Origin of the sequence: Aeromonas sp. ZOR0002 (genome assembly GCF_963866995.1) — a bacterium.
In the GTDB taxonomy this organism is placed as follows: domain Bacteria; phylum Pseudomonadota; class Gammaproteobacteria; order Enterobacterales; family Aeromonadaceae; genus Aeromonas; species Aeromonas caviae.
Genome location: NZ_CAWMFQ010000386.1, coordinates 11,876 through 31,835, shown reverse-complemented (window position 1 = coordinate 31,835; position 19,960 = coordinate 11,876). Strand labels below are relative to the sequence as shown.

Below are 19,960 nucleotides of genomic sequence, written 5' to 3'. Positions count from 1 at the left end.
CGATGCCGGTATTGGCGGCGCCGCCGCCGAGCCTGCGCCCCTGATCCACGTATTGCAGCCGCGCCCCCGCCACCAGGGGTTCGGCCAGGGAGAGCACATGATCACAGTTGAGATTGGCGAGCAGCAGGATGCGGGACATGGAAACCTCGGCGGGAGGAGGCCGGCACCCCGGGGTGCCGGCACAGAAACGGAAGCGGGATCAGTAGACGGGCAGCTCCACCCCTGACAGCAGCTCGTCGATGCGCGCCTGGGTCGGCTGCTGCATCACGTTCTGGATCATCTCCTTGGTGAGATGGGGGGAGAAGGAGCTGATGAAGTCATACATGTAGTTCTGCAAGAGGATGCTCTTGCTGAAGCAGATCTGGGCCGGGCAGGGCTCGAACAGGTGCTCCAGATTGATGGCCACGAGGCCGGGGGCATCGCTATCGTTGGCCACCAGGGAGGAGATGATGCCGATGCCAAAGCCCAGCTCCACGTAGCGCTTGATGACGCCGGCATCCATCACCGTCATGTAGTAGTTGGGGGTGAGGCCGGCCGCCTGGAACACCTTGTCCTGCACCTGACGCCCGGTGGCGCCGCTCTCGTAGCTCAGGATGGGATACTGGCAGAGCTGCTCCAGGGTCGGCTTCTTCACCTTGGCCAGGGGGTGCTCCTGGGGCACCACCAGGGAGAGGGTCCAGAGGTAGGCGGGCAGCGCGATCAGCTCCTTGTCGAAGCCTATCTCGTGGGCCACGATGGAAAAATCCGAGTATCCCTTGCTGATCTGTTCCTTGGTGGCGGACATCACAGGATGCAGGTGGAATGAGATCTTGGGGTACTTTTTGGTGAAGTAGGTGACGCTTTTCGGCAGCAGGTAGCGGGCGATGGTGTGGGTGGTGTGGATGTTGAGGGTGCCCACGGTCGGATCCAGGTACTCCCGGGAGATGGCCTTGATCTTGCTCTCGATATTGAGCATGGCCTCGGCACACTTGATGATCTCCTCCCCCACCGGGGTGATCCGGTGCAGGTGCTTGCCGCGGCGCTCGAAGATGCGCACCCCCAGCTCGCTCTCCAGCAAGCCGATCTGCTTGCTCACCCCAGGCTGGCTGGTATAGAGCGCATCGGAGGCAACGGAGACGTTGAGATTGTGGTCCCGCACCGCGATCAGATACTTCAACTGCTGTAGTTTCAAGGTTGCCCCCTCACAGACTGACGCGGCGCTCGTCGATGGACTAGGCCGCCAAAAATGGCGGCCAGTGTATCATCCGGACTGGGCATATCGCCGCTTGATCCTTCATTTTGCTACAAAATCTAGCATCAGCGCGGTGGATATGACAAACGGGGTTCAGCGCACGTCGGCCCCGATCGGCAGGATGCCGAGGAACTGCAGCAGCCACTGCATCATGGTGGCGGAATCCACCTCCCCTTCCAGGGAAGAGAGACTGCTCTGGTAATGTGCATCGGGCAGCCTGTCCCGTCGCCGCTCGATCAGGGCCCGGTTGTACGCCACCGAGAATTCCGGGTGCCCCTGGATGGCGACGATGTGATCCCCCTGCAGGAACATGAAGTTGGGGCAGAAGTCGTTGCCCGCGAGCAGGGTCGCCCCCGGCGGAAGCTGCTCCACCTGATCCTGGTGGCTTGCCAGGATGCGGATGGTGTCCAGCCCCGGCGCCATCCAGGGTTTTGTCGTCTGCATGGCATGGACCGACACCCCCAGCCCCCACCCCTTGGTGGACTTCATTACCTCCCCTCCCAGCGCCTGGGCGATCACCTGATGGCCGAAGCAGACCCCGGCCAGCTTGACGTTGGCATCGTGGGCCCGGCGGATCCAGTCGCGCAGCGCCAGGATCCAGGGGATGTCACTGTAGGCATCGTGACGCGAGCCGGTGATAAGCCAGGCATCGCATTCGGTCAGATCAGGGGGCAGATCGCCGTCGAGGGCGGACCAGACCCGAAATTCCAGCTCGGGGGCCAACGCCCGGAAACCCTTGATAAACATCTCGGAGTAAACGGGACCAAAATCCCCCACCAAATCGGGGTCCAGCCGGTCACAATCGAGAATACCCAGTCGCATCTGTTACTCCTTGACAGAAGCGCCCCCGCAGACCGACGGCCTGCGGGGGCAAGAGATTAAAGCCATGGCAGCGAGCCGGTGGCTCACTTCATGGTCGGCATGGAGAACTCGGCGCCGGCGCGCAGGCTCTGGGGCCAGCGGGCGGTCACCGTCTTCATCCGGGTGTAGAAGCGCACCCCATCCGGCCCGTGCATGTTGAGCGGCCCGAAGATGGACCGTTTCCAGCCACCGAAGCTGTGAAACGCCATGGGCACCGGAATGGGAACGTTCACCCCTACCATACCGACCTGAACCCGCGTGGTGAAGTCCCTTGCGGTATCTCCGTCACCGGTGAAGATGGCGGTGCCGTTGCCGTACTCATGTTCGTTGATGAGGCGCAGGGCCGTCTCGTAGTCCGGGGCCCGCACGATGGCGAGCACGGGGCCGAAGATCTCCTCCCGGTAGATGCGCATCTCGGGGCCGACCCGATCGAACAGGCTGCCCCCGATGAAGTAGCCCTCGCCATGGCTCAGGCCCCGGCCATCCACCACCAGCTCGGCCCCCTCGGCCACCCCCTGATCCACGTAGCCGCGCACCTTGGCCAGGTGTTCCCGGCTGATGAGGGGCCCCATCTCGTTCTCCGGACTCTGACCGAGGCCGGGGCCGACCCGCAGGACCGCCACCAGGGGCGAGAGCTTCGCCACCAGGGCATCGGCGGTCTCGTCACCCACCACCACGGCCACCGAGATCGCCATGCAACGCTCGCCCGCCGCGCCATAGGCGGCCCCCATCAGGGCGGAAACTGCCTGATCCAGATTGGCATCCGGCATGACCACCATGTGGTTCTTGGCGCCGCCCAGGGCCTGCACCCGCTTGCCGTGGGCCGAAGCGGTGGCATAGATGTACTGGGCGATGGGGGTGGAGCCGACAAACGACACGGCACCGACCCTCGGGTCGGTCAGCAGCACGTCCACCACCTCCTTGTCGCCGTTGACCACGTTGAGCACCCCGTCCGGCAGGCCCGCCTGCTTGAGCAGTTCGGCCATGCGCAGGGAGAGGGACGGATCCTTCTCCGAGGGCTTGAGAATGAAGGTGTTGCCGCAGGCCAGGGCCACCGGGAACATCCAGAGCGGCACCATGGCCGGGAAGTTGAACGGGGTGATGCCGGCGCAGACCCCCACCGGCTGCATCATGGAGTGGCTGTCCACCCCGCGGCCCACGTTGAGGGAGTGCTCCCCCTTGAGCAGGTGGGGAATGCCGCAGGCAAACTCCACCACCTCCAGCCCCCGAGTCAGCTCCCCCTGGGCGTCGGAGAAGACCTTGCCGTGCTCGCGGCTGATGATCTGGGCCAGCTCATCCCTGTGCTGCTCCATCAGCTCCTTGAAGCGAAACAGCACCCGGGCCCGCACCAGCGGCGGGGTCTGGGACCACTCCCCAAAGGCGCGCTCGGCGCAGGCAATCGCCTCGGCACACTCATCGGCCGTGCTGAGAACGACGGAGCCCTGCTGCTGGCCGGTGGCCGGATTGAAGATGGCACCGAAACGCTCGCTGCGACTCTCGGTCGTCTCGCCGTCGATGAAGTTGTCGATCCTGTAACTCATAAATCCTCCGTGATGGGTCATCCGTCCTCCCCTCGCCGCGCCGGGGCAGCACAGGGGGATGACGCCCGGGACGAGCGCCATCCTGTGTGATGTGGGGGTCAGTCCTGGGCCTGCAGGGCGTCCTGCAGCAGGGTGAAGAGATCGTCGATCTGGCTGCGCTCGATGATGAGGGGAGGCGACAGGGCGATGATGTCGCCGGTCACCCGGATAAGCGCCCCCTTCTCGAAACAGCGCACGAACACCTCGTAGGCCCGCTTGCCTGGTGCATCGGGCATGGATTCGAGCTCGATGCCCGCCACCAGGCCGTAGTTGCGCACGTCTTTCACGTGCTTGCAGCCCTTGAGGGAATGGGCCGCCTCCTCCCAGTAGCCCGCCAGATCGGCCGCCCGGGTCAGCAGATTTTCGTTACGGTAGATCTCGAGGGTCGCCAGACCCGCCGCCGCCGCCACCGGGTGGCCGGAGTAGGTGTAGCCGTGGAACAGCTCGATGGCCCCCTTGCCCGCCGCCATCATGTCGTCATAGATGTGGTTCTGTACCAGCACGGCCCCCATGGGGATGGCGCCGTTGGTGAGCCCCTTGGCGCAGGTGATCATGTCGGGGATGACGTCGAACTCCTGGGCGGCGAAGGGGGAGCCGAGGCGGCCGAAACCGGTGATCACCTCGTCAAAAATCAGCAGGATGCCGTGTTTGGTACAGATCTCCCGCAGCCGCTTGAGATAGCCCTTGGGGGGCATGATGACCCCGGTGCTGCCGGCGATGGGCTCGACGATGACCGCCGCGATGTTGCTGGCGTCGTGCAGGAAGACAATCTTCTCCAGTTCATCGGCCAGGGTGAGGTCTTCTGCTGGCAATCCCTTGGTGAACGCATTTTTCCCTATGTTGAGGGTGTGAGGCAGATGATCCACCCCGGTCAGCAGGGAGCCGAACCACTTGCGGTTGCCGGGAATGCCCCCCACCGAGATGCCGCCAAAACCCACCCCGTGGTAGCCGCGCTCGCGGCCGATGAGCCGGGTACGAGTCCCCTGGCCGCGAGCCCGCTGCCAGGCCAGCGCAATCTTGAGCGCGGTGTCGACGGACTCCGATCCGGAGTTGGTATAGAAGACGTGACCGAATCCCTTGGGGGCGATCTCCACCAGCCGGTTGGCCAGCTCGAACGGCAGGGGGTGGCCCATCTGGAAGGTGGGGGCAAAATCGAGGTGGGAGATCTGCTGGGAGACCGCCTCGGCGATCTCGCGCCGACCATGGCCTGCGTTGCAACACCAGAGTCCGGCAGTGCCATCCAGTATCTTGCGGCCATCCTCTGAGTGATAATACATCCCCTCTGCCGACTTCAGGATGCGCGGCGCCGCCTTGAACTGCTGGTTGGCGGTGAACGGCATCCAGAATGCGGACATGTCGGGGGTATTGATGTCGCTGACAGGTTTCATGGTCACCTCATCCTTAAGGCGTTTAGTAACACCCGGCTCATGCCTATTAAATTAAACACCTGAATCCATAAAAAAGGGCTTTTATCGCCCGGCTTGGTGTCACCCCTCAGGGGTGGTATAAGATATTTAACACAATTTTAATAATAGTAAACAGTCAAGGAGTGTCTATCGATGGATATCGGTCACCGCCTCAAGGCGGTTCGCACCAAGGCGGCCCTCTCCCAGCGCGAGCTGGCAAAACGCTCCGGTGTGACCAACGGCTTTATCTCCCAGATCGAGAAAAATCAGGTGAGCCCCTCGGTGGCCTCCCTGCGCAAGGTGCTGGAAGGCATCCCCATGTCATTGGCCAGCTTCTTCACCGACGAGACGGAGATGGATTCCGAGGTGATCTTCCGTGCGGACGACATGCCGGATCTCGGCACCCACCCCATCAGCTACCGTCTGGTGGGTCACAGCCGCGCCAACCGCGCCATCGGCATGATGCAGGAGATACTGCCCCCGGGCGCCGACACCGGTGACGACATGCTGAGTCACGAAGGGGAAGAGTGCGGCATCGTCATCCGGGGTCAGGTGGAAGTCACCGTGGGCGAGCAGGTTCACCTGCTGGCACCGGGGGATGGCTACTACTTCGACAGCCGCACTCCCCACCGTTTTCGCAACGTGGGGGATCAGGAGTGCATGCTGATCTCGGCCAACACGCCCGCCAGCTTCTGACGGGCCTTCTCCCGGAACAGCCCGCCGGGCTCCTCCCCGCCCGGCCCAGGGATCAGGCCCGCGACACGGGCTCCCGCCCCGCCGCGCGACCCCAGACACCACAGGCCAGGGCGCCCGGTTTGCCCCGCCGTTGGCCCGGGTTGTTCGGGGTCAGTGTTTAATGAATTGTTACAAGATGGATTTACAAGCGGCAGGATGTTTAGCATATTGATACGCGGAGACTGACTTTCTGCCGGTTCAAGGAGTGAACATGAGTGACCTGACCCTGGCCCAGTGGCAACACAAGGCCGCCCATCTGACCCTGCCCTCGCAAGCCTTTATCGACGGCACCTACCGGGATGCCGTCAACGGCGCCACCTTCGATTGCATCAATCCGGCCAACGGCCAACTGCTGACCAGGGTCGCCTCCTGCGACGCCGCCGATGCCGAGCTGGCGGTCAAGGCGGCCCGTGCCGCCTTCGACGACAAGCGCTGGTGCGGCCTCTCTCCCAAGCAGCGCAAGCTCATCATGCAGCGCTTCGCCGAGCTGATGCGCCTGAACCTGGTGGAGCTGGCACTGCTGGAGTCGCTGGATATGGGCAAGCCCATCGGCGACGCCATGGGGTATGACGCCCCCGCCGCCGCGAACTGCATCGCCTGGAACGCCGAGGCGATAGACAAGATCTACGATCAGGTCGCCCCGGTGGAAGAGTCCGCCCTGGCCCTGGTGACCCGCGAGCCCCTCGGTGTCGTGGCTGCCATCGTGCCCTGGAACTTCCCCCTGGTGATGGCCTGCTGGAAGCTGGGCCCGGCGCTCGCCACCGGCAACTCGGTGATCCTCAAACCCTCCGAGAAATCCCCCCTCACCGCCCTGCGCATCGCGGGTCTGGCGAAGGAGGCGGGCATCCCCGACGGCGTGTTCAACGTGCTGCCGGGCTTTGGTCACACCGTGGGCGAGGCGCTGGCCATGCACATGGACGTCGACTGCATCACCTTCACCGGCTCCACCAAGATCGGCAAGCATCTGGTGCAGTGCTCCGGCAAGTCCAACCTCAAGCGCGCCTTCATGGAGTGCGGCGGCAAGAGCCCCAACATCGTGCTGGCGGATGCACCGGATCTGGACGCCGCCGCCAGAAGCGCCGTCGGCGCCATCTTCTACAACCAGGGGGAAGTGTGCACCGCCGCCTCCCGCCTGCTGGTACAAAACAGCATCAAGCCCCAGTTCATGGAGCGGCTGCTGGCCCACGCCCGCGAGTGGATCTCGGCCAACCCGCTCGACCCCACCACCCGCATCGGCGCCATGGTGGACCACATCCAGATGGAGCAGGTGCTCAACTACATCGCCATCGGCCAGCAGGAGGGCGCCAAGCTGCTGCTGGGGGGCAAGCGCACCCAGCCCGAGGAGGGCGGCTACTACATCGAACCCACCATCTTTGACGACGTGACCCCGACGATGCGCATCTTCCGCGAGGAGATCTTCGGCCCCGTGCTGGCGGTGACCGGCTTCGACACCCTGGAAGAGGCCATCGCCCTTGGCAACGACACCGACTACGGCCTGGCGGCCGCCATCTGGACGGCGGATCTCAACCAGGCGGTGAAAGGGTCGCGCGCCCTGCGCGCCGGCACCGTCTTCGTCAACAACTGGGATGGCGGCGACATGACCATGCCGTTTGGCGGCTTCAAGCAGTCCGGCAACGGGCGCGACAAGTCCCTGCACGCCCTGGAGAAGTACACCGAGCTGAAAAGCACCTGGATCCAGCTCGAATAACGTCATAAATGACGCTTATCAACAAAACAGGGGGGAGAAATCCCCCTTTCTCATTTTTACTCTTTTATCCCCTCGCTCAATCGATATAATCGTCAAATAGCAAGCCATTAAATTTAAAGATAAAAATGCTGTTTTTTCTGGGAAGTGTACTGTTTCTGGTGGTGGGACTGCCGCTGTTGTTCTTCGTGCTGGGTCAGGGGGAAGCCTATGTCACCTGGGGCCCCTGGATCTCCGCCATCGCCCTCATGCTGTGGCTGCTGATGGACGTGGAGAAGATCCGCCGCGGGGGCGGTCGCTGAAGTCGCTCCTGCTGTTAAAATCCCGTCAGACCCATTTATTGTCTTCTTTCCCTGCAAAAGGATCGCTACACTGACTTTTTGCGATGTTTCCCGACATCCGCACTCCAGTGAAGGTTATCCGCATGCAACAACAGATCCAGCGCCAGGGCGTCCTCTATGCCCTCGGCGCCTACACCCTTTGGGGCCTGGCACCCATCTACTTCAAGTCCCTCTCCGCCGTGCCGGCCGCCGAGATCCTGACCCACCGCATGATCTGGTCCTGCGCCCTGCTGATGGTGCTGGTGCTGCTCGGACGCCAGTGGCACAAGGTGCAGGCGGTGCTACGCCAGCCCAAGGTGCTGCTCACCCTGGCCTTCACCTCCGTCACCGTCGGCGGCAACTGGCTGCTGTTCATCTGGGCCATCAACAACGGCCACATGCTGGATGCGAGCCTGGGCTACTACATCAACCCTCTGTTCAACGTGCTGCTCGGCATGGTGTTTCTGAGCGAGAAGCTGCGCCGCCTGCAGTGGTGGGCGGTAGGGCTCGCCTTTGTCGGTGTCGCCGTCCAGCTCATCGCCTTCGGTTCCCTGCCCTGGATAGCCCTGGTGCTGGCCTCGAGCTTCGCCATCTACGGCCTCATTCGCAAGAAACTGGCCCTGGACGCCCTCACCGGCCTGCTCATCGAGACCCTGATCATGCTGCCGCCAGCCGCCTTCTATCTGTGGGGCATCGCCGACAGCCCCACCAGCCACCTCACCCAGAATGACTGGCACCTGAACCTGCTGCTCATCGCCGCGGGCGCCGTCACCACGGCCCCCCTGCTCTGTTTCACCGCGGCGGCCACCCGGCTCAAGCTCTCCACCCTGGGCTTCTTCCAGTACATAGGCCCCAGCCTGATGTTCATCCTGGCGGTGACCCTGTATGGCGAGGCGCTGGCGCTGGACAAGATGATCACCTTCGGCTGCATCTGGAGCGCCCTGGTGCTGTTCAGCCTGGATGGCCTGCGCAGCGGCAAGCGGCGCCAGGAGGCCGGCTGAGGCGCCGGCGCAATAATCTACAAGCCAAGGGGCCGCTTTCGGGGTATCAATAGGGGATGAACGCACCCCAATCCCGCATCCACTACTGGCAATCTCGGCTGCTGCCGGGGGTTGAACTCTCCCACTCCCACCACAGGGAGTTCAGCTATGGCCGCCACGTGCATCTGGACTACCACATCGGTCTGGTGCAGCGGGGCGGCCAGAAGTTCATCCACAAGGGGAACAGCCACAACCTGGTGCGCGGCGAACTCTCCACCGTCAACCCGGACGAAATGCACGACGGCCTCAGCTTGCTGCCGGAAGGGTACGAGGTGCGGGTCTTCTCCATCGCCCCCGAGCAGTTGGCCCGCTGGCTGCCGGAACACCCCGAGCCCTTTTTCCACCAGGGATTGCAGAGCCGCCCCGACCTCTATCAGGGCTTCGCCCGCCTGCACATGCACCTGGACGGCCCCGCCCCCGACGGCCTGCTGGCGGAGAGCCAGTTGCTGGCCCTGCTGGGCGAACTGTTCCGGCTCGCCCCCGAGCGCCACGCCCTGGCGGATCCCCAGCTCAGGTTCCTGCGCGACCATCTGCTGGCCCGGCTGGACGAGCGCCACACCCTGGAGGACCTGGCCGCCCTGTTCGGGCTGGATCGCTTCGCCTTCCTGCGTCAGTTCAAGAAGAAGACCGGCATGACCCCCTATGCCTGGCTCAAGCGGCTGCGCCTCGAACAGGGCAAGCGCCTGCTCGGCAGCGGTCTGCCGGTGAGCGAGGTGGCACTGGCGGTGGGCTTCTTCGATCAGAGCCACTTCCACCACGGTTTTCGTCAGGCCTTCGGGCTCACCCCGGCGGAGTATCGCCAGCAGATGCTGCCCGCCTGAATCGTCGCCGCTGCAATCTTTTACAATCTCCCGTCCCCCGTCCTGCCCCATGCTGTCACCTCCATACCGCTGTCGGAGGTCTTTTATGTTCACCAGCCTGTTTCTGACCCTGGGTCTCGTCCACCTCGTCGCCCTGGCGAGCCCGGGCCCGGATTTCGCGCTCATCCTGCGCACCAGCCTGCACAGGCCCACCGCCCTCGGAGCGGCCCTTGGCATCGCGCTCGCCATCCTGCTCCACGCCACCCTGAGCCTGACCGGCATCAGCCTGCTGATCGCAAGCCAGCCCTGGCTCTTTCTCGCCGTGAAACTGGTGGGTGCCCTCTATCTGGGCTGGCTGGGCTGGGGGGCGCTGAAAGCGGCCTGGCAGGGAAGCGGGGATCTGGCGCTGCGCGCCGGAGGCGAGCGGCCGGGCTGGCGCAAGGGGGTGAAGAGCGGGCTGGCCACCAATCTGCTCAACCCCAAGGCGATGCTGTTCTTCATGGGACTGCTGGCCGCCATGGTGACGCCCCAGGTGGATGGCCTGACCCGGGGACTGCTGATCCTGGAGCTGTTCCTGCTCTCCCTCGTCTGGTTCAGCGCCCTGGCCTGGAGCCTCTCCACCCCCCGCGCCCAGCACCTGCTCGGCCGCATCCAGCGCCCGCTCAACCTGATGACGGGCCTGCTGTTTGGCGCGGTCAGCCTCTCCATCCTGGTGGATCTGCAGGGGCACTGGCCGGCGGCCTGACCGGCACGTTCTTTATGGCGGCAAACAGGGAGGGGCCTTGACGGACGGCGCGACTACTCCCCGCGCCGCATCCCCTTGCGCAGGTAGACGTAACCCTCCCCCGGGCTGCCCCAGCGCTGATGGGCACCGTTGTCATAGGCCCTGTCCAGCAGCCGGACGCTGTCCGGGCCGATCCAGAGGTACTGCACCAGGGTGGTGGCACCGCCAAAATCGGTGGCGCAGTGCCCGACCCGGGTCTGCCCCTTGTACTCCCCGCTCGGCTGGCGGGTCAGCCAGATCTCGCACCCTTCGCGCAGGGAGAGTTGCTGCGGGGTGAGGGAGTCAAGCAGCTCGGGCCGACGCCAGGCGCCGGCAAAATCCGTGGCCCTCGGCATGGTCAGTTCGGCCATCAGGATGCGGCCATCGGGCAGGGAGGAGAAGCGGTAGATGCGCTGGCGAAACGGCCGCTGCGCCCGCTCGGTCAGAAACTGCTCCGCATAGACCCAGCGAAAGGGGCCCTCCCCGGGCCAGATCTCCACCAGCCGCAGCTCGGCACTGGTGAAGCGGGCATCGAAGGTGGCCTGCTCCTGGCTGGAAAACTCCCCCGAGAACCAGGAGAGCAGGGGCTCCAGCCTCCCCTGCGTGGCATGGGGGCCGGGGGCCGTCACGAAGGGGACGGGCGCCGCCCAGATCAGGCTGGCGTAAAACAGCCCCAGCAGGGCCGCCATCAGCTGTGTCATCGAATCCTTCCGAGTCGCTTGCATGGCGGCGATTATATGAGCGAACGGTGACAATAACCTCTATCTTGATCAACTCCTTGAAGAGAAAACGAAAAATCCTCTCTGCAGGCGAAAGGAGGCGACGCACCCCCGCAGGCCACGGGGATGACGGCTATCCTTGCTGCGACCCGTCCCTGTTGCCACCAAGAGGAGTCCCCCATGAACACAGTCACCCTGCATCGCGTACTCAAGGCCCCGCCACAGCGGGTATACCAGGCCTTTATCGAGCCGGACGCCCTGGCCAAATGGCTGCCGCCCCATGGCTTCACCTGCAAGGTGGCGGCGCTGGATGCCAGGGTCGGCGGCCAGTTCAGGATGTCGTTCACCCACTTCGCCAGCGGCCACACCCACGCCTTCGGCGGCGAGTATCTCGCGCTGGAGCCGGGCAAGCGCATCCGCTACACCGACCGCTTCGACGACCCCAACCTGCCGGGGGAGATGCAGGTCACCATCACCCTCACCCAGGTGCTGTGCGGCACCGATCTCGCCATCGAACAGGCGGGTATTCCGGCGGTCATCCCGGTGGAGATGTGCTACCTCGGCTGGCAGGAGTCCCTGATGCAGCTCGCCACCCTGGTGGAGCCCGAGATCCCCGCCGAGTGACCCGACAATGGGGCTCCCCCGGTGGCCCGCACACAGATACCCCTTGTGAGAGAGGGGCCTGATCAGGTATCTCTGTGGGCAGGGCGGGCTGCGTCCTTGCAGCGACCATCCACCGCCAGGAGCCCCCATGAAACGAGTCTTGATGATGACCATGGCCGCCGCCCTGCTGGGCGGGTGCGCCGTGAAGAACCAGGTCACCCACAGCCTGCAGGCGATCCCGCTCACGGCCTTCCAGCAAAGCGAGAGCAACCCCAACCAGCGCATCTACAAGGAACCCGGCGTGGATCTGCGCCAGTACCACGCGGTACTGCTCGATCCCTTGCAGTTCATCCGCCAGGAGAACGGCCAGTGGTATCTGCTGACCGCCAACGAGCAGAACGAGATCGGCCGCTACTACCACGCCACCTTCCAGCGGGAGCTGATGAGCCACGGCGTCAAGATGGCTACCGAACCCGGTCCCGGCGTGATGCGGGTGCAGGCGGCCATCACCAACTTCGACCTGACCCGGCCCGACCCCAAGCTGCGGGATCTGCTGCCCGCCAAGATCGCCATCAACGTCACCCGCGAGGTAATAGGCAAGGAGCCCTATCTGCTCAGGGTGGGCAGCATGGCCCAGTTGCTCGACGCCCAGAGCGGCAAGCTGCTGGTGCGGGTGATGGACGCCCGCGAGAGCCCGGACACCACCCACAAGGATTCCCCCATCACCGCCGAGGAGATGGAGAAGATGATCGATCAGTGGGCCGCAAGTCGCGCCAAACAACTGGCCGACAACCTGGGGCGCTGAGCCGGGCCGAAAACGACAAAGCCTGCCAGGGGGCAGGCTTTGTCGTCGCAGAAGCACGGCTTATTGCAGGTTCAGACCGCCCAGGTAATCCCGCTTGCCCAGATCCACCCCGGCCTGGCGCAGCAGGGCATAGGTCATGGTGAGGTGGAAGTAGAAGTTCGGGATGCCGTATTCGTGGACGCAGCTGTGGCCGTCCATCCCCTTGCCACCGGCCCAGTAGGGGTAGTAGTGGCCGCTCGCATACTGGCTGAAATCGGCGTCCAGCTTGCCTTGCAGGTAGGCGATGGTCTTGGCCACGTGGGCGCGCAGATCCGCCATGGTCTTGGGATCATCCCCCAGCACCGGCGGCTCGCTCAGGCTGGCGGTGGCCACCACGGCGCGGGCGCTGTCACAGCAGATCAGCACCTGCTTGCTCAGGGGCAGCATGTCGACGATGAGGCGCTCATTGAAGAAGTTTTCCACGTTGAATTTCTTCGCCTCGGCGTGGGCCTCGGCCTTGGCCAGACACTGGTCCAGGTTGGTCAGCATCTTGATGAACTGGGCTGCGATATCACGATTCATAATGCACTCTCGGTTGGTTGAAGGCAGTAAAACGAGCGGCTCCACTATAGCGCATCCCCCTTGCAGTTCGAGCCCGAGGGGATGAAAAGCGAGGGCGTCCTCCTTGCCCTGCGACAGGCAGTGGCGATCACCGGCAGGAAGCGAGACCAGAGCGCCGCGCCGCGTCGCCGCACCGAGTCCCTCTTTCCCCTTTTTTTGATCTGTGACAGGCATCTCGTTTTTCGAGGGGCGTAGTCTGGAGCCCGTTGCCCCGGCACGGGCCGGGGCACCCATCCCACAAGGAGAATGCCATGAAGATCTACGATCGAAACCGCAATGTGCTGACCCTGGGCCAACGGGTGATGATTGCCGCCACCGGCGCAGTCGACACCCTCAAGGAGGCGCACACCGACAACCTGACCCCCTATCAGGCCGAGCATCAAAAGTGCGTGCTGTTGGCCAACTCCCGGGAGCACTACGCCCCCATCGAGTTGATTAGACTAGGCTGATACCCCGCGTTACCTGTCACCCTACTCTTTACAATTCACCCGGCCGCCGCGCCCCGTCAGTGGCCGGGTTTCTCTCTCCGCTCTCTACTCCTTCTCGGAGCCGCTGCACCTTATGAGGGCGAGGCGATGCAGCTTGCCGGGATCCAGCCTGATTGCCCCGCTTCGTTGTGAACCCAGAGCCAGCCTGCCAGCTCCCGATCCACCCGTACCCGCTCCCCCACCGCCACATCCAGCTCCCGGGCGGTATAGTCCTGGCGCGCCTGCGCCTCCCCGGCGCTTATCGGGGTCAGCAGGGACAGGGGCGCCCACCCCTCGTTGCCGTCTGCGGTAAAGGTGCGCACCCAGCCCGGGAACTCGTCGTCCTCGTGGCCGATGCGCACCCGCTCTCCGGCCCGAAAGGCGATGGGATTGGGGTAGCAGGTGTGGTGCGCCGTGGTGATCAACGCCAGCATTGTCTCGTCCTCCGACAGGTTCTGTTTGGTGACGCCCCGAGTCATACCACAAGCCGGGCCCCGTTGCGTCAACCGGGCTCACACCCTCTGGCAGAGGGCACGCTCCCCCGGGGCGGGCCGACGACCCTGATCCCCACGATTCATTACTACCAGTGAATTTTCATATCATTCGAGTATCATTTCAGTGAACACATCGCCGCCCTAGACTGCTTCTCGAACCTTAACGAGGAGTCTTGTATGAAACTCACCCCTATCCCGTTGCTGGCCGGCACCCTCGCCTCGGCCTTCTCTTTCAACACCTTCGCCGGTGACATCGTCTCGGTGCAGTTCAGCGATGGCCGCCCGGCCGTGACCGGCATCGAAGCGGTCAACAACGCGCTCAACCCCATCGGCGTCAACGTGGTCACTGTCGACATCCCCGAGGCCGCCAGGCCGCTGCTTGAAGCCTCCCACCGCCGCGCGTTGACCAAAGCGGAGCACGGCGCCCTGATTGCAGCCTTCAACCTGAGTCAGGGGGAGCTGCTGGAGCAGGCCAGGCTCGCAGGGCGCGAGCCCGCGGTGCAAGGGGGCGGCGTCGCCACCGAGGAGACCGGCGTCGGCCCCTACCCCAAGGTCTATGACCTGATGGCGCTGGACGAGCGCACCCGCAGCGCCGTGCTCGGCAAATATGGCCGCATGCACGTCAACTCCGCCGAGGACGGCACCGACATCGACGAGGTGATGACGGTGGTCAGCGGCGGCCCGTTCCGCTGGGGCTTTACCCTCGAAGACGGCAGCATCGCCCGCTTCCAGATAGACAAAGTGGGCCTTGAGGACAAGGCCGTGCGAGTCAGCTATCACGGGCTCGGCATGCACGCCGGGTTGATGGACGCAAAACAGGGGCTGCTGGTGGCCTTCGCCCACGGCCCCAGAGCGTTCACCATGCGCTACCAGGCGGATGTACCCCACGCGCAGCTGCTCGGCACCAACCCCTGGGCCGATGTCGGCATCACCCTGCCTCCCGCCCCCGGCAAGGTGCAGTAAGCCGGTGCGTGCCATCTGGCGGCGGGGCCCGGGCCCTGCCGCCTGCTTTTATGCCTGCTATGCCTGCCGCCTCGGGGCCGAGGTGCCCGGGGCCCATTGCCTCTCTTTCGTCTGCGTCTCTGCCGGGCCCACCACGCCCGGAAGGCCATGATCCGGGCCGGTCTGCCACGGGCAGCTCTCTGTCTGGCGGGGATGGGGGGTGGACACCCCGGGGAACCGCACTATTGTGATAAAAGTGCGCAATGATGGCGCCATCATTTACCAGTAGTGAATTAACGGGGGCAGGATGAACAAGATCACGGCGCTGAACGTCTTTCGCCGGGTGGTGGAAATGGGCACCTTCAGGGCGGCGGCGGACGATCTGCACCTCTCCCAGGCGGCAGTCAGCAAGAACATAAACGAGCTGGAAGCCTTTCTCGGCATCGCCCTCATCAACCGCACCACCCGGCGGCTGAGCGTCACCGAATCCGGCATGGCCTATTACGGCCAGATATGCGCCGTGCTGGACAGCCTGGAGGCCGCCGACCAGTCCATCATGGCCGCCTCCTTCACCCCCAGGGGCAGGCTGAGGATCGGCATGCCCATGTCCTACGGGCTGATCCGCCTCAATCCCCTCGTCTGCGCCTTCCAGCACCGCTATCCGGAAATCGGCATCGAGGTGATCCTGAGCGACGCCTACATGGATCTGGTGGATCAGGGGCTGGACGTGGTGATCCGGGGGGCTGGCACCCTGGAGGACTCCACCCTGCGCGCCAAACCCCTGTGCGAGGTGCAGCGGGTGCTCTGCGCCGCCCCCGATTACCTGAAGGAGGCGGGCCAGCCCGCCCACCCGGCGGATCTCAAGGCCCACAACTGCCTGCGCTACAGCCTCTCCTCCTCCCCCAACAAGTGGTTCTTCACCCGGGACGCGGAGAGCGTGGCGATGGAGCTGCCCCCCGCCAGCTTCTGTGCCAACAACGGCATCGCCCTGAAACAGGCGGCGGTGCAGGGGCTCGGGGTGATCCTGGTACCGGATGAATTCGTGTCGGACGAACTGGCGGACGGCTCCCTGGTCAAACTGCTCCCCGACTGGCAACCCGACCCCCACGCCCTCTTCGCCGTCTACCCCTTCCACAAGGAGCAGTCCCGCAACGTACGGCTCTTTATCGAATTTCTCGTCAAGGCGTTTCAGTTGCGGTGAGTCAGACAGGCGGGAGCTTGAGGCATTCACCTGTTGGAACCCGCCTGCATGTAGGTTCGATTAGTGAAGCGTCATCGGACGATCGCGGAATCAATCGCTCCCTCTGGCTACCGTCCGTCGTCCAGGATGACGCCCCCTGCCTGTGTTGCCGATGTATCAGCAAATAGCCGCCTGCCAAGCTGGCGGATCAGCAGCAATGGCGCCAGCAGGGTGAGCAGCAGCCAATGGGAGTGAGGCAGGATAAAGGTTTGGATGATCTCGTGAGGCAGCCAGGTCGATGCGGTTGCCGTAATAAAGGCAAGGTCATAGGTCTGCCACAACCAGAGCCCGGCAAAGAGCGGCAGCAACAGCGGGCGGGGCGTCAGCAAAAACAGGGGCCAGAAGAGTGTACCCAGGAGGGCACCCAGCTTCAGCATGGGCAGAGCCAGCTCGGCAAAGGTATTTCCTTGATAGGAGCCACCCCATACAAAAAACGCATTGTCTGTCAGCGTTGGCCACCAGGAAGCGTACTGGAACAGGGTAAACGAGATCATAAACAGCAGGCTGGTCAGCAGCGCCAGCGCCGTTTTTCGCAACAACCCCAACCCCATCCGGCGCAGTGTCGGCATCCATGTAGACATCAATGACTCCCATCTGGTGACGGGCAGTATGCCGCGGTTGGAAACACCGTTAAAGCAGCATCTTGGGCCATTCACCTTTTTGGTGACGGCACGGATAACCCACCAGACAATGCCCACTTCAAAAGGTGGGTGTCCCAGATGTCATTCTTTTCCCGCACCTTGCCAGTGACCGATCGCCGCAGCCAGACCCGGCTACGCCACGGGGAGCGGGGCATCTGGCAGCGCCATTATTGGGAACACCTGATCCGGGATGAGCAGAATCCGCCATATGGATTACATCCATATCAACCCCTTCAAGCATGGTCATGTCACCCGAGTGGCCGAGTGGCCGTATTCCACCTTCCATCGTTATGTGGCGAGCGGCGTCTATCCAACAGATTGGTTCGGGTCGGTGGATGGGGTGTTGGAGGGATTGGAGTAGACCTCTCAAGGGTTATGCCTTTGTGAACGCCCGACTACGCGATCGTCCGATTACGCTTCGCTAATCGAACCTACAGTTCCAAAAAGATGAGACTAATGAGAACCTTAGATATATAATTAGCACCAAAAGGGTCTTACTTTAATGGGGCGTTATAAGATGCAACCAATAATATCAAGAATTAGAATTAACTCATTATTTGATTATAAAGATATTGATTGGCATATAAATAAACGTGTTAGTGTTTTGTTTGGTGCGAATGGCACAGGGAAAAGTACAATATTAAGATTAGTTAACTGCATTATTAATGATGAAGATTGTCACTATGACAAAAAAAAAGCGAAAGATATAAGTTTGAACATCTTTGGTGATGAGTTTAATCATAAATTAGGCAGTCGGATTTTAGATGGTCGCTCATCCCAGATGTTAATAGAATCATTGAAAAATGAGTTATCTACAGTTGAAGATGATAAAATAAAGATCAGTATAATAAATACGTTAAATCTTATTAACTCTGCGCATAAATTAATACCTAAGGAGTCAAAGCTAAGCCTTGTCACTAATAAATTTCGTGTTGAATATCTGTCAACTTTTGATATGACAATTATGTCAAAGCAGGAGTACGATAGTGTAAGTGACGATGTATATACCCAGCTTGACTTTGAGATAAAAAAAGAAATATCAGTATTGACAGGGAAAATGCTATCTCTTGGAAATAAATCTGCGGCAGAAATAAATGATTCCAAGATGTTTAACCGGAAAATGGTTAGTGATGTTTTTCAAAGCAATTTTAAAAATGTGAAGGTTTTTTCCGAAACTGTAAATTCATTTTTCAAAGATAGCGGTAAAAATCTGTCAATTGACCTAGATGGCGATTTTATTGTTACTCAGCACGGAAAAGAAATTGGTATTAATTCACTATCATCAGGTGAAAAACAGCTGCTTCTTATATTAACAAGAGTCATTAATTGCGTCGGTAAAGATACAATATTTTTACTGGATGAACCGGAAATTTCATTACATCTTAAATGGCAGGAAAATTTAATTGATGCAATAGCATCAATTCATGATAGATGCCAAATTATTATAGCTACACATTCGCCAGCTATATTGATGCAAGGTTGGATGGACTGCTTAGTTGATATGAAAAATATTACTTTCTCAGTGAGAGAAACTAAATAAAATGTCCGAATATTTCAACTACTTTACAAACCCAGACTATATAAATGCATATTTGCATATTACATCTGATAATAGTGAAGAAGGACCAGATGGCTTCGTATATATTGAAAGCGAAGCAGATAAGCATTTCTGGTCACATTTGCTTGATAGCTTTGCGAAGAAAAAGTATGAGTTCAAAATTCAAGCAAAAGAAAAGCGTACAATTAGAGGAAAGCGAGCTCTTGAAGAGCTATATACAAGTGCAAATGAAAAAGCATTGGTTGCTGTGGATAGTGACTTTGATTATATATCGCCAAATCGAAGTGTTAATGCAAAGCAGATGAATGGGAACAAGTATGTCCTTCAGACGTATGCATATTCCGTTGAAAGCTTATCTTTCGACGTATTAAGAGTAGACCACTGTTTATCACAGTTTTATTATTTTGAACCCAACCAGCATAAATTAAGCAAGTTTTTGGAACAGTATTCACAACATATTTACTTAGTGTTGATGAAGTATCTTTTCTTAATGGATACTTTAGTCGCAATGCAGTTAAAAGAAAGTTCTTTTCATGATGAAATCATACCGAGTGAACCAGTTCGTTGTTATGAAGAAAATTCTTTTGGCACTTTAAAGGATAGAGTTTCACTGCTCGATAAACAGCTGACGCCAATGATAGCAAATATAAATGCATTTGAGGCATTTCTACAGTTATCACATTTTAAAGGGCTACAAGAAAGCAATTGTTACAAATTTATTCGTGGTCATGATGTTGAAGAAAAAATAATCTACCCTATTGTAAACCACATAAAAAGAACCCAAATTTCTCAAGAAATGGAGAGAATCAAAGCAAGCACAAGCCCTAATTTGTGGGACTCCAAAAGAAAAGAAATAAAAAATCATTTTGATGGAGCCAGGAATTTTCGAGCGTTAGTTTCAATATCGCCTTATGCAGTAAATGACAAAATTTATGAGAAAATATGTGACCATGTAAAGAGCTTATCTCTTTAGATGTTAGGTTGGTATTGTAAGATGTGTCATTTTTCAGCTAAAGCCATTTTCATATATGCTGGACAATCATTTTTTGGCAATCGCTTCAATAAGGCTGCCATCAAAACTAATATAATAATCAACCCGGCCTAAGCCGGGTTGATTGCATCAAAAGGCGGAAGAAATCAAAGCGCTTCCAATCTGGCATAGGCCGTCACCAGCCACTTGGCGCCGACGTCGTCGAACTGGATCTGCACCCGGCTCTGCTGGCCGACCCCTTCGAAGTTGAGCACGATCCCTTCCCCCAAATTTCGGATGGAGCACCCCAGCCAAAGGTGGGCACGGTATTGATCCCCCTTCAATCCGCCGAGGGGCAGAGGCAACGTCAGGGACGCCATCAAGGATGATGGCGTAGCCGCAGTCGGCACAGGGATGTGCCGTCTGCGGCGGCCCGTCCGACGTTGACTCTGAGCGGAGGGGACTGGCGAAGCCAGCGGA

Annotated in this window: 22 protein-coding genes and 1 pseudogene; 13 read left to right on the top strand and 10 right to left on the bottom strand. The window is 60.3% G+C overall.

Features of this window, described 5'->3' with window-relative positions; genetic code table 11:
- The 5 genes and pseudogenes from AACR77_RS21145 to AACR77_RS21125 form a co-directional block, all read right to left on the bottom strand.
- A pseudogene (locus tag AACR77_RS21145) lies at positions 1–139 on the bottom strand (PfkB family carbohydrate kinase); the annotation flags it as partial.
- Positions 140–199: 60 nt separating this feature from the next.
- On the bottom strand, positions 200–1,171 hold the full coding sequence (locus AACR77_RS21140; RefSeq protein WP_029313477.1) for a LysR substrate-binding domain-containing protein: 972 nt from the start codon (positions 1,169–1,171) through the stop codon (positions 200–202).
- A gap of 153 nt (positions 1,172–1,324) precedes the next feature.
- Positions 1,325–2,053 carry a glutamine amidotransferase-related protein gene (locus tag AACR77_RS21135; protein ID WP_042882239.1) on the bottom strand — a complete coding sequence of 243 codons (729 nt, stop codon included), beginning with the start codon at positions 2,051–2,053 and terminating at the stop codon, positions 1,325–1,327.
- 83 nt (positions 2,054–2,136) lie between these two features.
- On the bottom strand, positions 2,137–3,633 hold the full coding sequence (locus AACR77_RS21130; protein WP_042882237.1) for a CoA-acylating methylmalonate-semialdehyde dehydrogenase: 1,497 nt from the start codon (positions 3,631–3,633) through the stop codon (positions 2,137–2,139).
- Between the two features lie 98 nt (positions 3,634–3,731).
- A complete protein-coding gene (locus AACR77_RS21125) occupies positions 3,732–5,060 on the bottom strand; it encodes an aspartate aminotransferase family protein (RefSeq protein WP_042882236.1) in 1,329 nt (442 codons plus the stop codon).
- 171 nt (positions 5,061–5,231) lie between these two features.
- Between AACR77_RS21125 and AACR77_RS21120 the strand changes: the two genes are divergently transcribed.
- The 6 genes from AACR77_RS21120 to AACR77_RS21095 all read left to right on the top strand — a co-directional run bounded on the left by AACR77_RS21120 (position 5,232) and on the right by AACR77_RS21095 (position 10,423).
- Positions 5,232–5,774 carry a cupin domain-containing protein gene (locus tag AACR77_RS21120; protein ID WP_041214097.1) on the top strand — a complete coding sequence of 181 codons (543 nt, stop codon included), beginning with the start codon at positions 5,232–5,234 and terminating at the stop codon, positions 5,772–5,774.
- A gap of 250 nt (positions 5,775–6,024) precedes the next feature.
- On the top strand, positions 6,025–7,521 hold the full coding sequence (locus AACR77_RS21115) for an aldehyde dehydrogenase (protein ID WP_039039526.1): 1,497 nt from the start codon (positions 6,025–6,027) through the stop codon (positions 7,519–7,521).
- A gap of 125 nt (positions 7,522–7,646) precedes the next feature.
- On the top strand, positions 7,647–7,820 hold the full coding sequence (locus tag AACR77_RS21110; protein WP_010672491.1) for a hypothetical protein: 174 nt from the start codon (positions 7,647–7,649) through the stop codon (positions 7,818–7,820).
- A gap of 122 nt (positions 7,821–7,942) precedes the next feature.
- On the top strand, positions 7,943–8,839 hold the full coding sequence (gene rarD / locus AACR77_RS21105; RefSeq protein ID WP_010672490.1) for an EamA family transporter RarD: 897 nt from the start codon (positions 7,943–7,945) through the stop codon (positions 8,837–8,839).
- A 56-nt stretch (positions 8,840–8,895) separates the two neighbouring features.
- Positions 8,896–9,699, top strand: a complete 804-nt coding sequence (locus AACR77_RS21100) for an AraC family transcriptional regulator (RefSeq protein ID WP_010672489.1) — start codon at positions 8,896–8,898, stop codon at positions 9,697–9,699.
- A gap of 85 nt (positions 9,700–9,784) precedes the next feature.
- Positions 9,785–10,423, top strand: coding sequence for a LysE family translocator (locus AACR77_RS21095; RefSeq protein ID WP_010672488.1), 639 nt, complete (start codon positions 9,785–9,787; stop codon positions 10,421–10,423).
- Positions 10,424–10,476: 53 nt separating this feature from the next.
- On the opposite strand, the gene AACR77_RS21090 is transcribed toward AACR77_RS21095, so the two are convergent.
- Positions 10,477–11,142 carry a chromophore lyase CpcT/CpeT gene (locus AACR77_RS21090; RefSeq protein ID WP_010672487.1) on the bottom strand — a complete coding sequence of 222 codons (666 nt, stop codon included), beginning with the start codon at positions 11,140–11,142 and terminating at the stop codon, positions 10,477–10,479.
- A 198-nt stretch (positions 11,143–11,340) separates the two neighbouring features.
- Between AACR77_RS21090 and AACR77_RS21085 the strand changes: the two genes are divergently transcribed.
- Positions 11,341–11,784 (top strand): SRPBCC family protein, encoded by a 444-nt coding sequence (locus AACR77_RS21085; protein ID WP_042882233.1) that lies wholly within the window; start codon positions 11,341–11,343, stop codon positions 11,782–11,784.
- Positions 11,785–11,911: 127 nt separating this feature from the next.
- A complete protein-coding gene (locus AACR77_RS21080; protein WP_042882231.1) occupies positions 11,912–12,568 on the top strand; it encodes a DUF3313 domain-containing protein in 657 nt (218 codons plus the stop codon).
- Positions 12,569–12,628: 60 nt separating this feature from the next.
- On the opposite strand, the gene AACR77_RS21075 is transcribed toward AACR77_RS21080, so the two are convergent.
- The gene (locus AACR77_RS21075) at positions 12,629–13,129 is read right to left on the bottom strand and encodes a DUF1993 domain-containing protein (protein ID WP_042882230.1); all 501 of its coding nucleotides are present in this window, start codon (positions 13,127–13,129) and stop codon (positions 12,629–12,631) included.
- 290 nt (positions 13,130–13,419) lie between these two features.
- On the opposite strand from AACR77_RS21075, the gene ydfZ reads away from it, so the two are divergent.
- Positions 13,420–13,617, top strand: coding sequence for a putative selenium delivery protein YdfZ (gene ydfZ / locus AACR77_RS21070; protein WP_042882228.1), 198 nt, complete (start codon positions 13,420–13,422; stop codon positions 13,615–13,617).
- Positions 13,618–13,727: 110 nt separating this feature from the next.
- On the opposite strand, the gene AACR77_RS21065 is transcribed toward ydfZ, so the two are convergent.
- A complete protein-coding gene (locus tag AACR77_RS21065) occupies positions 13,728–14,069 on the bottom strand; it encodes an SH3 domain-containing protein (protein ID WP_042882226.1) in 342 nt (113 codons plus the stop codon).
- 237 nt (positions 14,070–14,306) lie between these two features.
- Between AACR77_RS21065 and AACR77_RS21060 the strand changes: the two genes are divergently transcribed.
- On the top strand, positions 14,307–15,092 hold the full coding sequence (locus AACR77_RS21060) for a hypothetical protein (protein WP_042882225.1): 786 nt from the start codon (positions 14,307–14,309) through the stop codon (positions 15,090–15,092).
- A 286-nt stretch (positions 15,093–15,378) separates the two neighbouring features.
- Positions 15,379–16,272: a LysR family transcriptional regulator gene (locus AACR77_RS21055; protein WP_042882223.1), complete on the top strand. Its 894-nt coding sequence runs from the start codon at positions 15,379–15,381 to the stop codon at positions 16,270–16,272.
- A 107-nt stretch (positions 16,273–16,379) separates the two neighbouring features.
- Here AACR77_RS21055 and AACR77_RS21050 read toward each other — a convergent pair whose 3' ends face one another.
- Positions 16,380–17,009 (bottom strand): hypothetical protein, encoded by a 630-nt coding sequence (locus tag AACR77_RS21050; RefSeq protein ID WP_445206804.1) that lies wholly within the window; start codon positions 17,007–17,009, stop codon positions 16,380–16,382.
- A gap of 445 nt (positions 17,010–17,454) precedes the next feature.
- Between AACR77_RS21050 and AACR77_RS21040 the strand changes: the two genes are divergently transcribed.
- The gene (locus tag AACR77_RS21040; RefSeq protein WP_081999461.1) at positions 17,455–18,492 is read left to right on the top strand and encodes an AAA family ATPase; all 1,038 of its coding nucleotides are present in this window, start codon (positions 17,455–17,457) and stop codon (positions 18,490–18,492) included.
- Between the two features lies 1 nt (position 18,493).
- A complete protein-coding gene (locus AACR77_RS21035) occupies positions 18,494–19,483 on the top strand; it encodes a DUF4435 domain-containing protein (protein ID WP_081999460.1) in 990 nt (329 codons plus the stop codon).
- A gap of 164 nt (positions 19,484–19,647) precedes the next feature.
- On the opposite strand, the gene AACR77_RS21030 is transcribed toward AACR77_RS21035, so the two are convergent.
- Positions 19,648–19,755, bottom strand: a complete 108-nt coding sequence (locus AACR77_RS21030; protein WP_231563239.1) for a DNA helicase II — start codon at positions 19,753–19,755, stop codon at positions 19,648–19,650.
- Positions 19,756–19,960: the final 205 nt, after the last annotated feature.

What these genes read in the sequence shown, in the direction of transcription:
- AACR77_RS21060 (WP_042882225.1), top strand. Translation starts at nt 14,307, where the DNA reads ATGAAACTCACCCCTATCCCGTTGCTGGCCGGCACCCTCGCCTCGGCC.
- AACR77_RS21075 (WP_042882230.1), bottom strand. Translation starts at nt 13,129, where the DNA reads ATGAATCGTGATATCGCAGCCCAGTTCATCAAGATGCTGACCAACCTG.
- AACR77_RS21095 (WP_010672488.1), top strand. Translation starts at nt 9,785, where the DNA reads ATGTTCACCAGCCTGTTTCTGACCCTGGGTCTCGTCCACCTCGTCGCC.
- AACR77_RS21035 (WP_081999460.1), top strand. Translation starts at nt 18,494, where the DNA reads ATGTCCGAATATTTCAACTACTTTACAAACCCAGACTATATAAATGCA.
- AACR77_RS21055 (WP_042882223.1), top strand. Translation starts at nt 15,379, where the DNA reads ATGAACAAGATCACGGCGCTGAACGTCTTTCGCCGGGTGGTGGAAATG.
- AACR77_RS21085 (WP_042882233.1), top strand. Translation starts at nt 11,341, where the DNA reads ATGAACACAGTCACCCTGCATCGCGTACTCAAGGCCCCGCCACAGCGG.
- AACR77_RS21090 (WP_010672487.1), bottom strand. Translation starts at nt 11,142, where the DNA reads ATGACACAGCTGATGGCGGCCCTGCTGGGGCTGTTTTACGCCAGCCTG.
- AACR77_RS21135 (WP_042882239.1), bottom strand. Translation starts at nt 2,053, where the DNA reads ATGCGACTGGGTATTCTCGATTGTGACCGGCTGGACCCCGATTTGGTG.
- rarD (WP_010672490.1), top strand. Translation starts at nt 7,943, where the DNA reads ATGCAACAACAGATCCAGCGCCAGGGCGTCCTCTATGCCCTCGGCGCC.
- AACR77_RS21065 (WP_042882226.1), bottom strand. Translation starts at nt 14,069, where the DNA reads ATGCTGGCGTTGATCACCACGGCGCACCACACCTGCTACCCCAATCCC.
- AACR77_RS21115 (WP_039039526.1), top strand. Translation starts at nt 6,025, where the DNA reads ATGAGTGACCTGACCCTGGCCCAGTGGCAACACAAGGCCGCCCATCTG.
- AACR77_RS21080 (WP_042882231.1), top strand. Translation starts at nt 11,912, where the DNA reads ATGAAACGAGTCTTGATGATGACCATGGCCGCCGCCCTGCTGGGCGGG.
- AACR77_RS21110 (WP_010672491.1), top strand. Translation starts at nt 7,647, where the DNA reads ATGCTGTTTTTTCTGGGAAGTGTACTGTTTCTGGTGGTGGGACTGCCG.
- AACR77_RS21125 (WP_042882236.1), bottom strand. Translation starts at nt 5,060, where the DNA reads ATGAAACCTGTCAGCGACATCAATACCCCCGACATGTCCGCATTCTGG.
- AACR77_RS21130 (WP_042882237.1), bottom strand. Translation starts at nt 3,633, where the DNA reads ATGAGTTACAGGATCGACAACTTCATCGACGGCGAGACGACCGAGAGT.
- AACR77_RS21100 (WP_010672489.1), top strand. Translation starts at nt 8,896, where the DNA reads ATGAACGCACCCCAATCCCGCATCCACTACTGGCAATCTCGGCTGCTG.
- AACR77_RS21040 (WP_081999461.1), top strand. Translation starts at nt 17,455, where the DNA reads ATGGGGCGTTATAAGATGCAACCAATAATATCAAGAATTAGAATTAAC.
- AACR77_RS21120 (WP_041214097.1), top strand. Translation starts at nt 5,232, where the DNA reads ATGGATATCGGTCACCGCCTCAAGGCGGTTCGCACCAAGGCGGCCCTC.
- ydfZ (WP_042882228.1), top strand. Translation starts at nt 13,420, where the DNA reads ATGAAGATCTACGATCGAAACCGCAATGTGCTGACCCTGGGCCAACGG.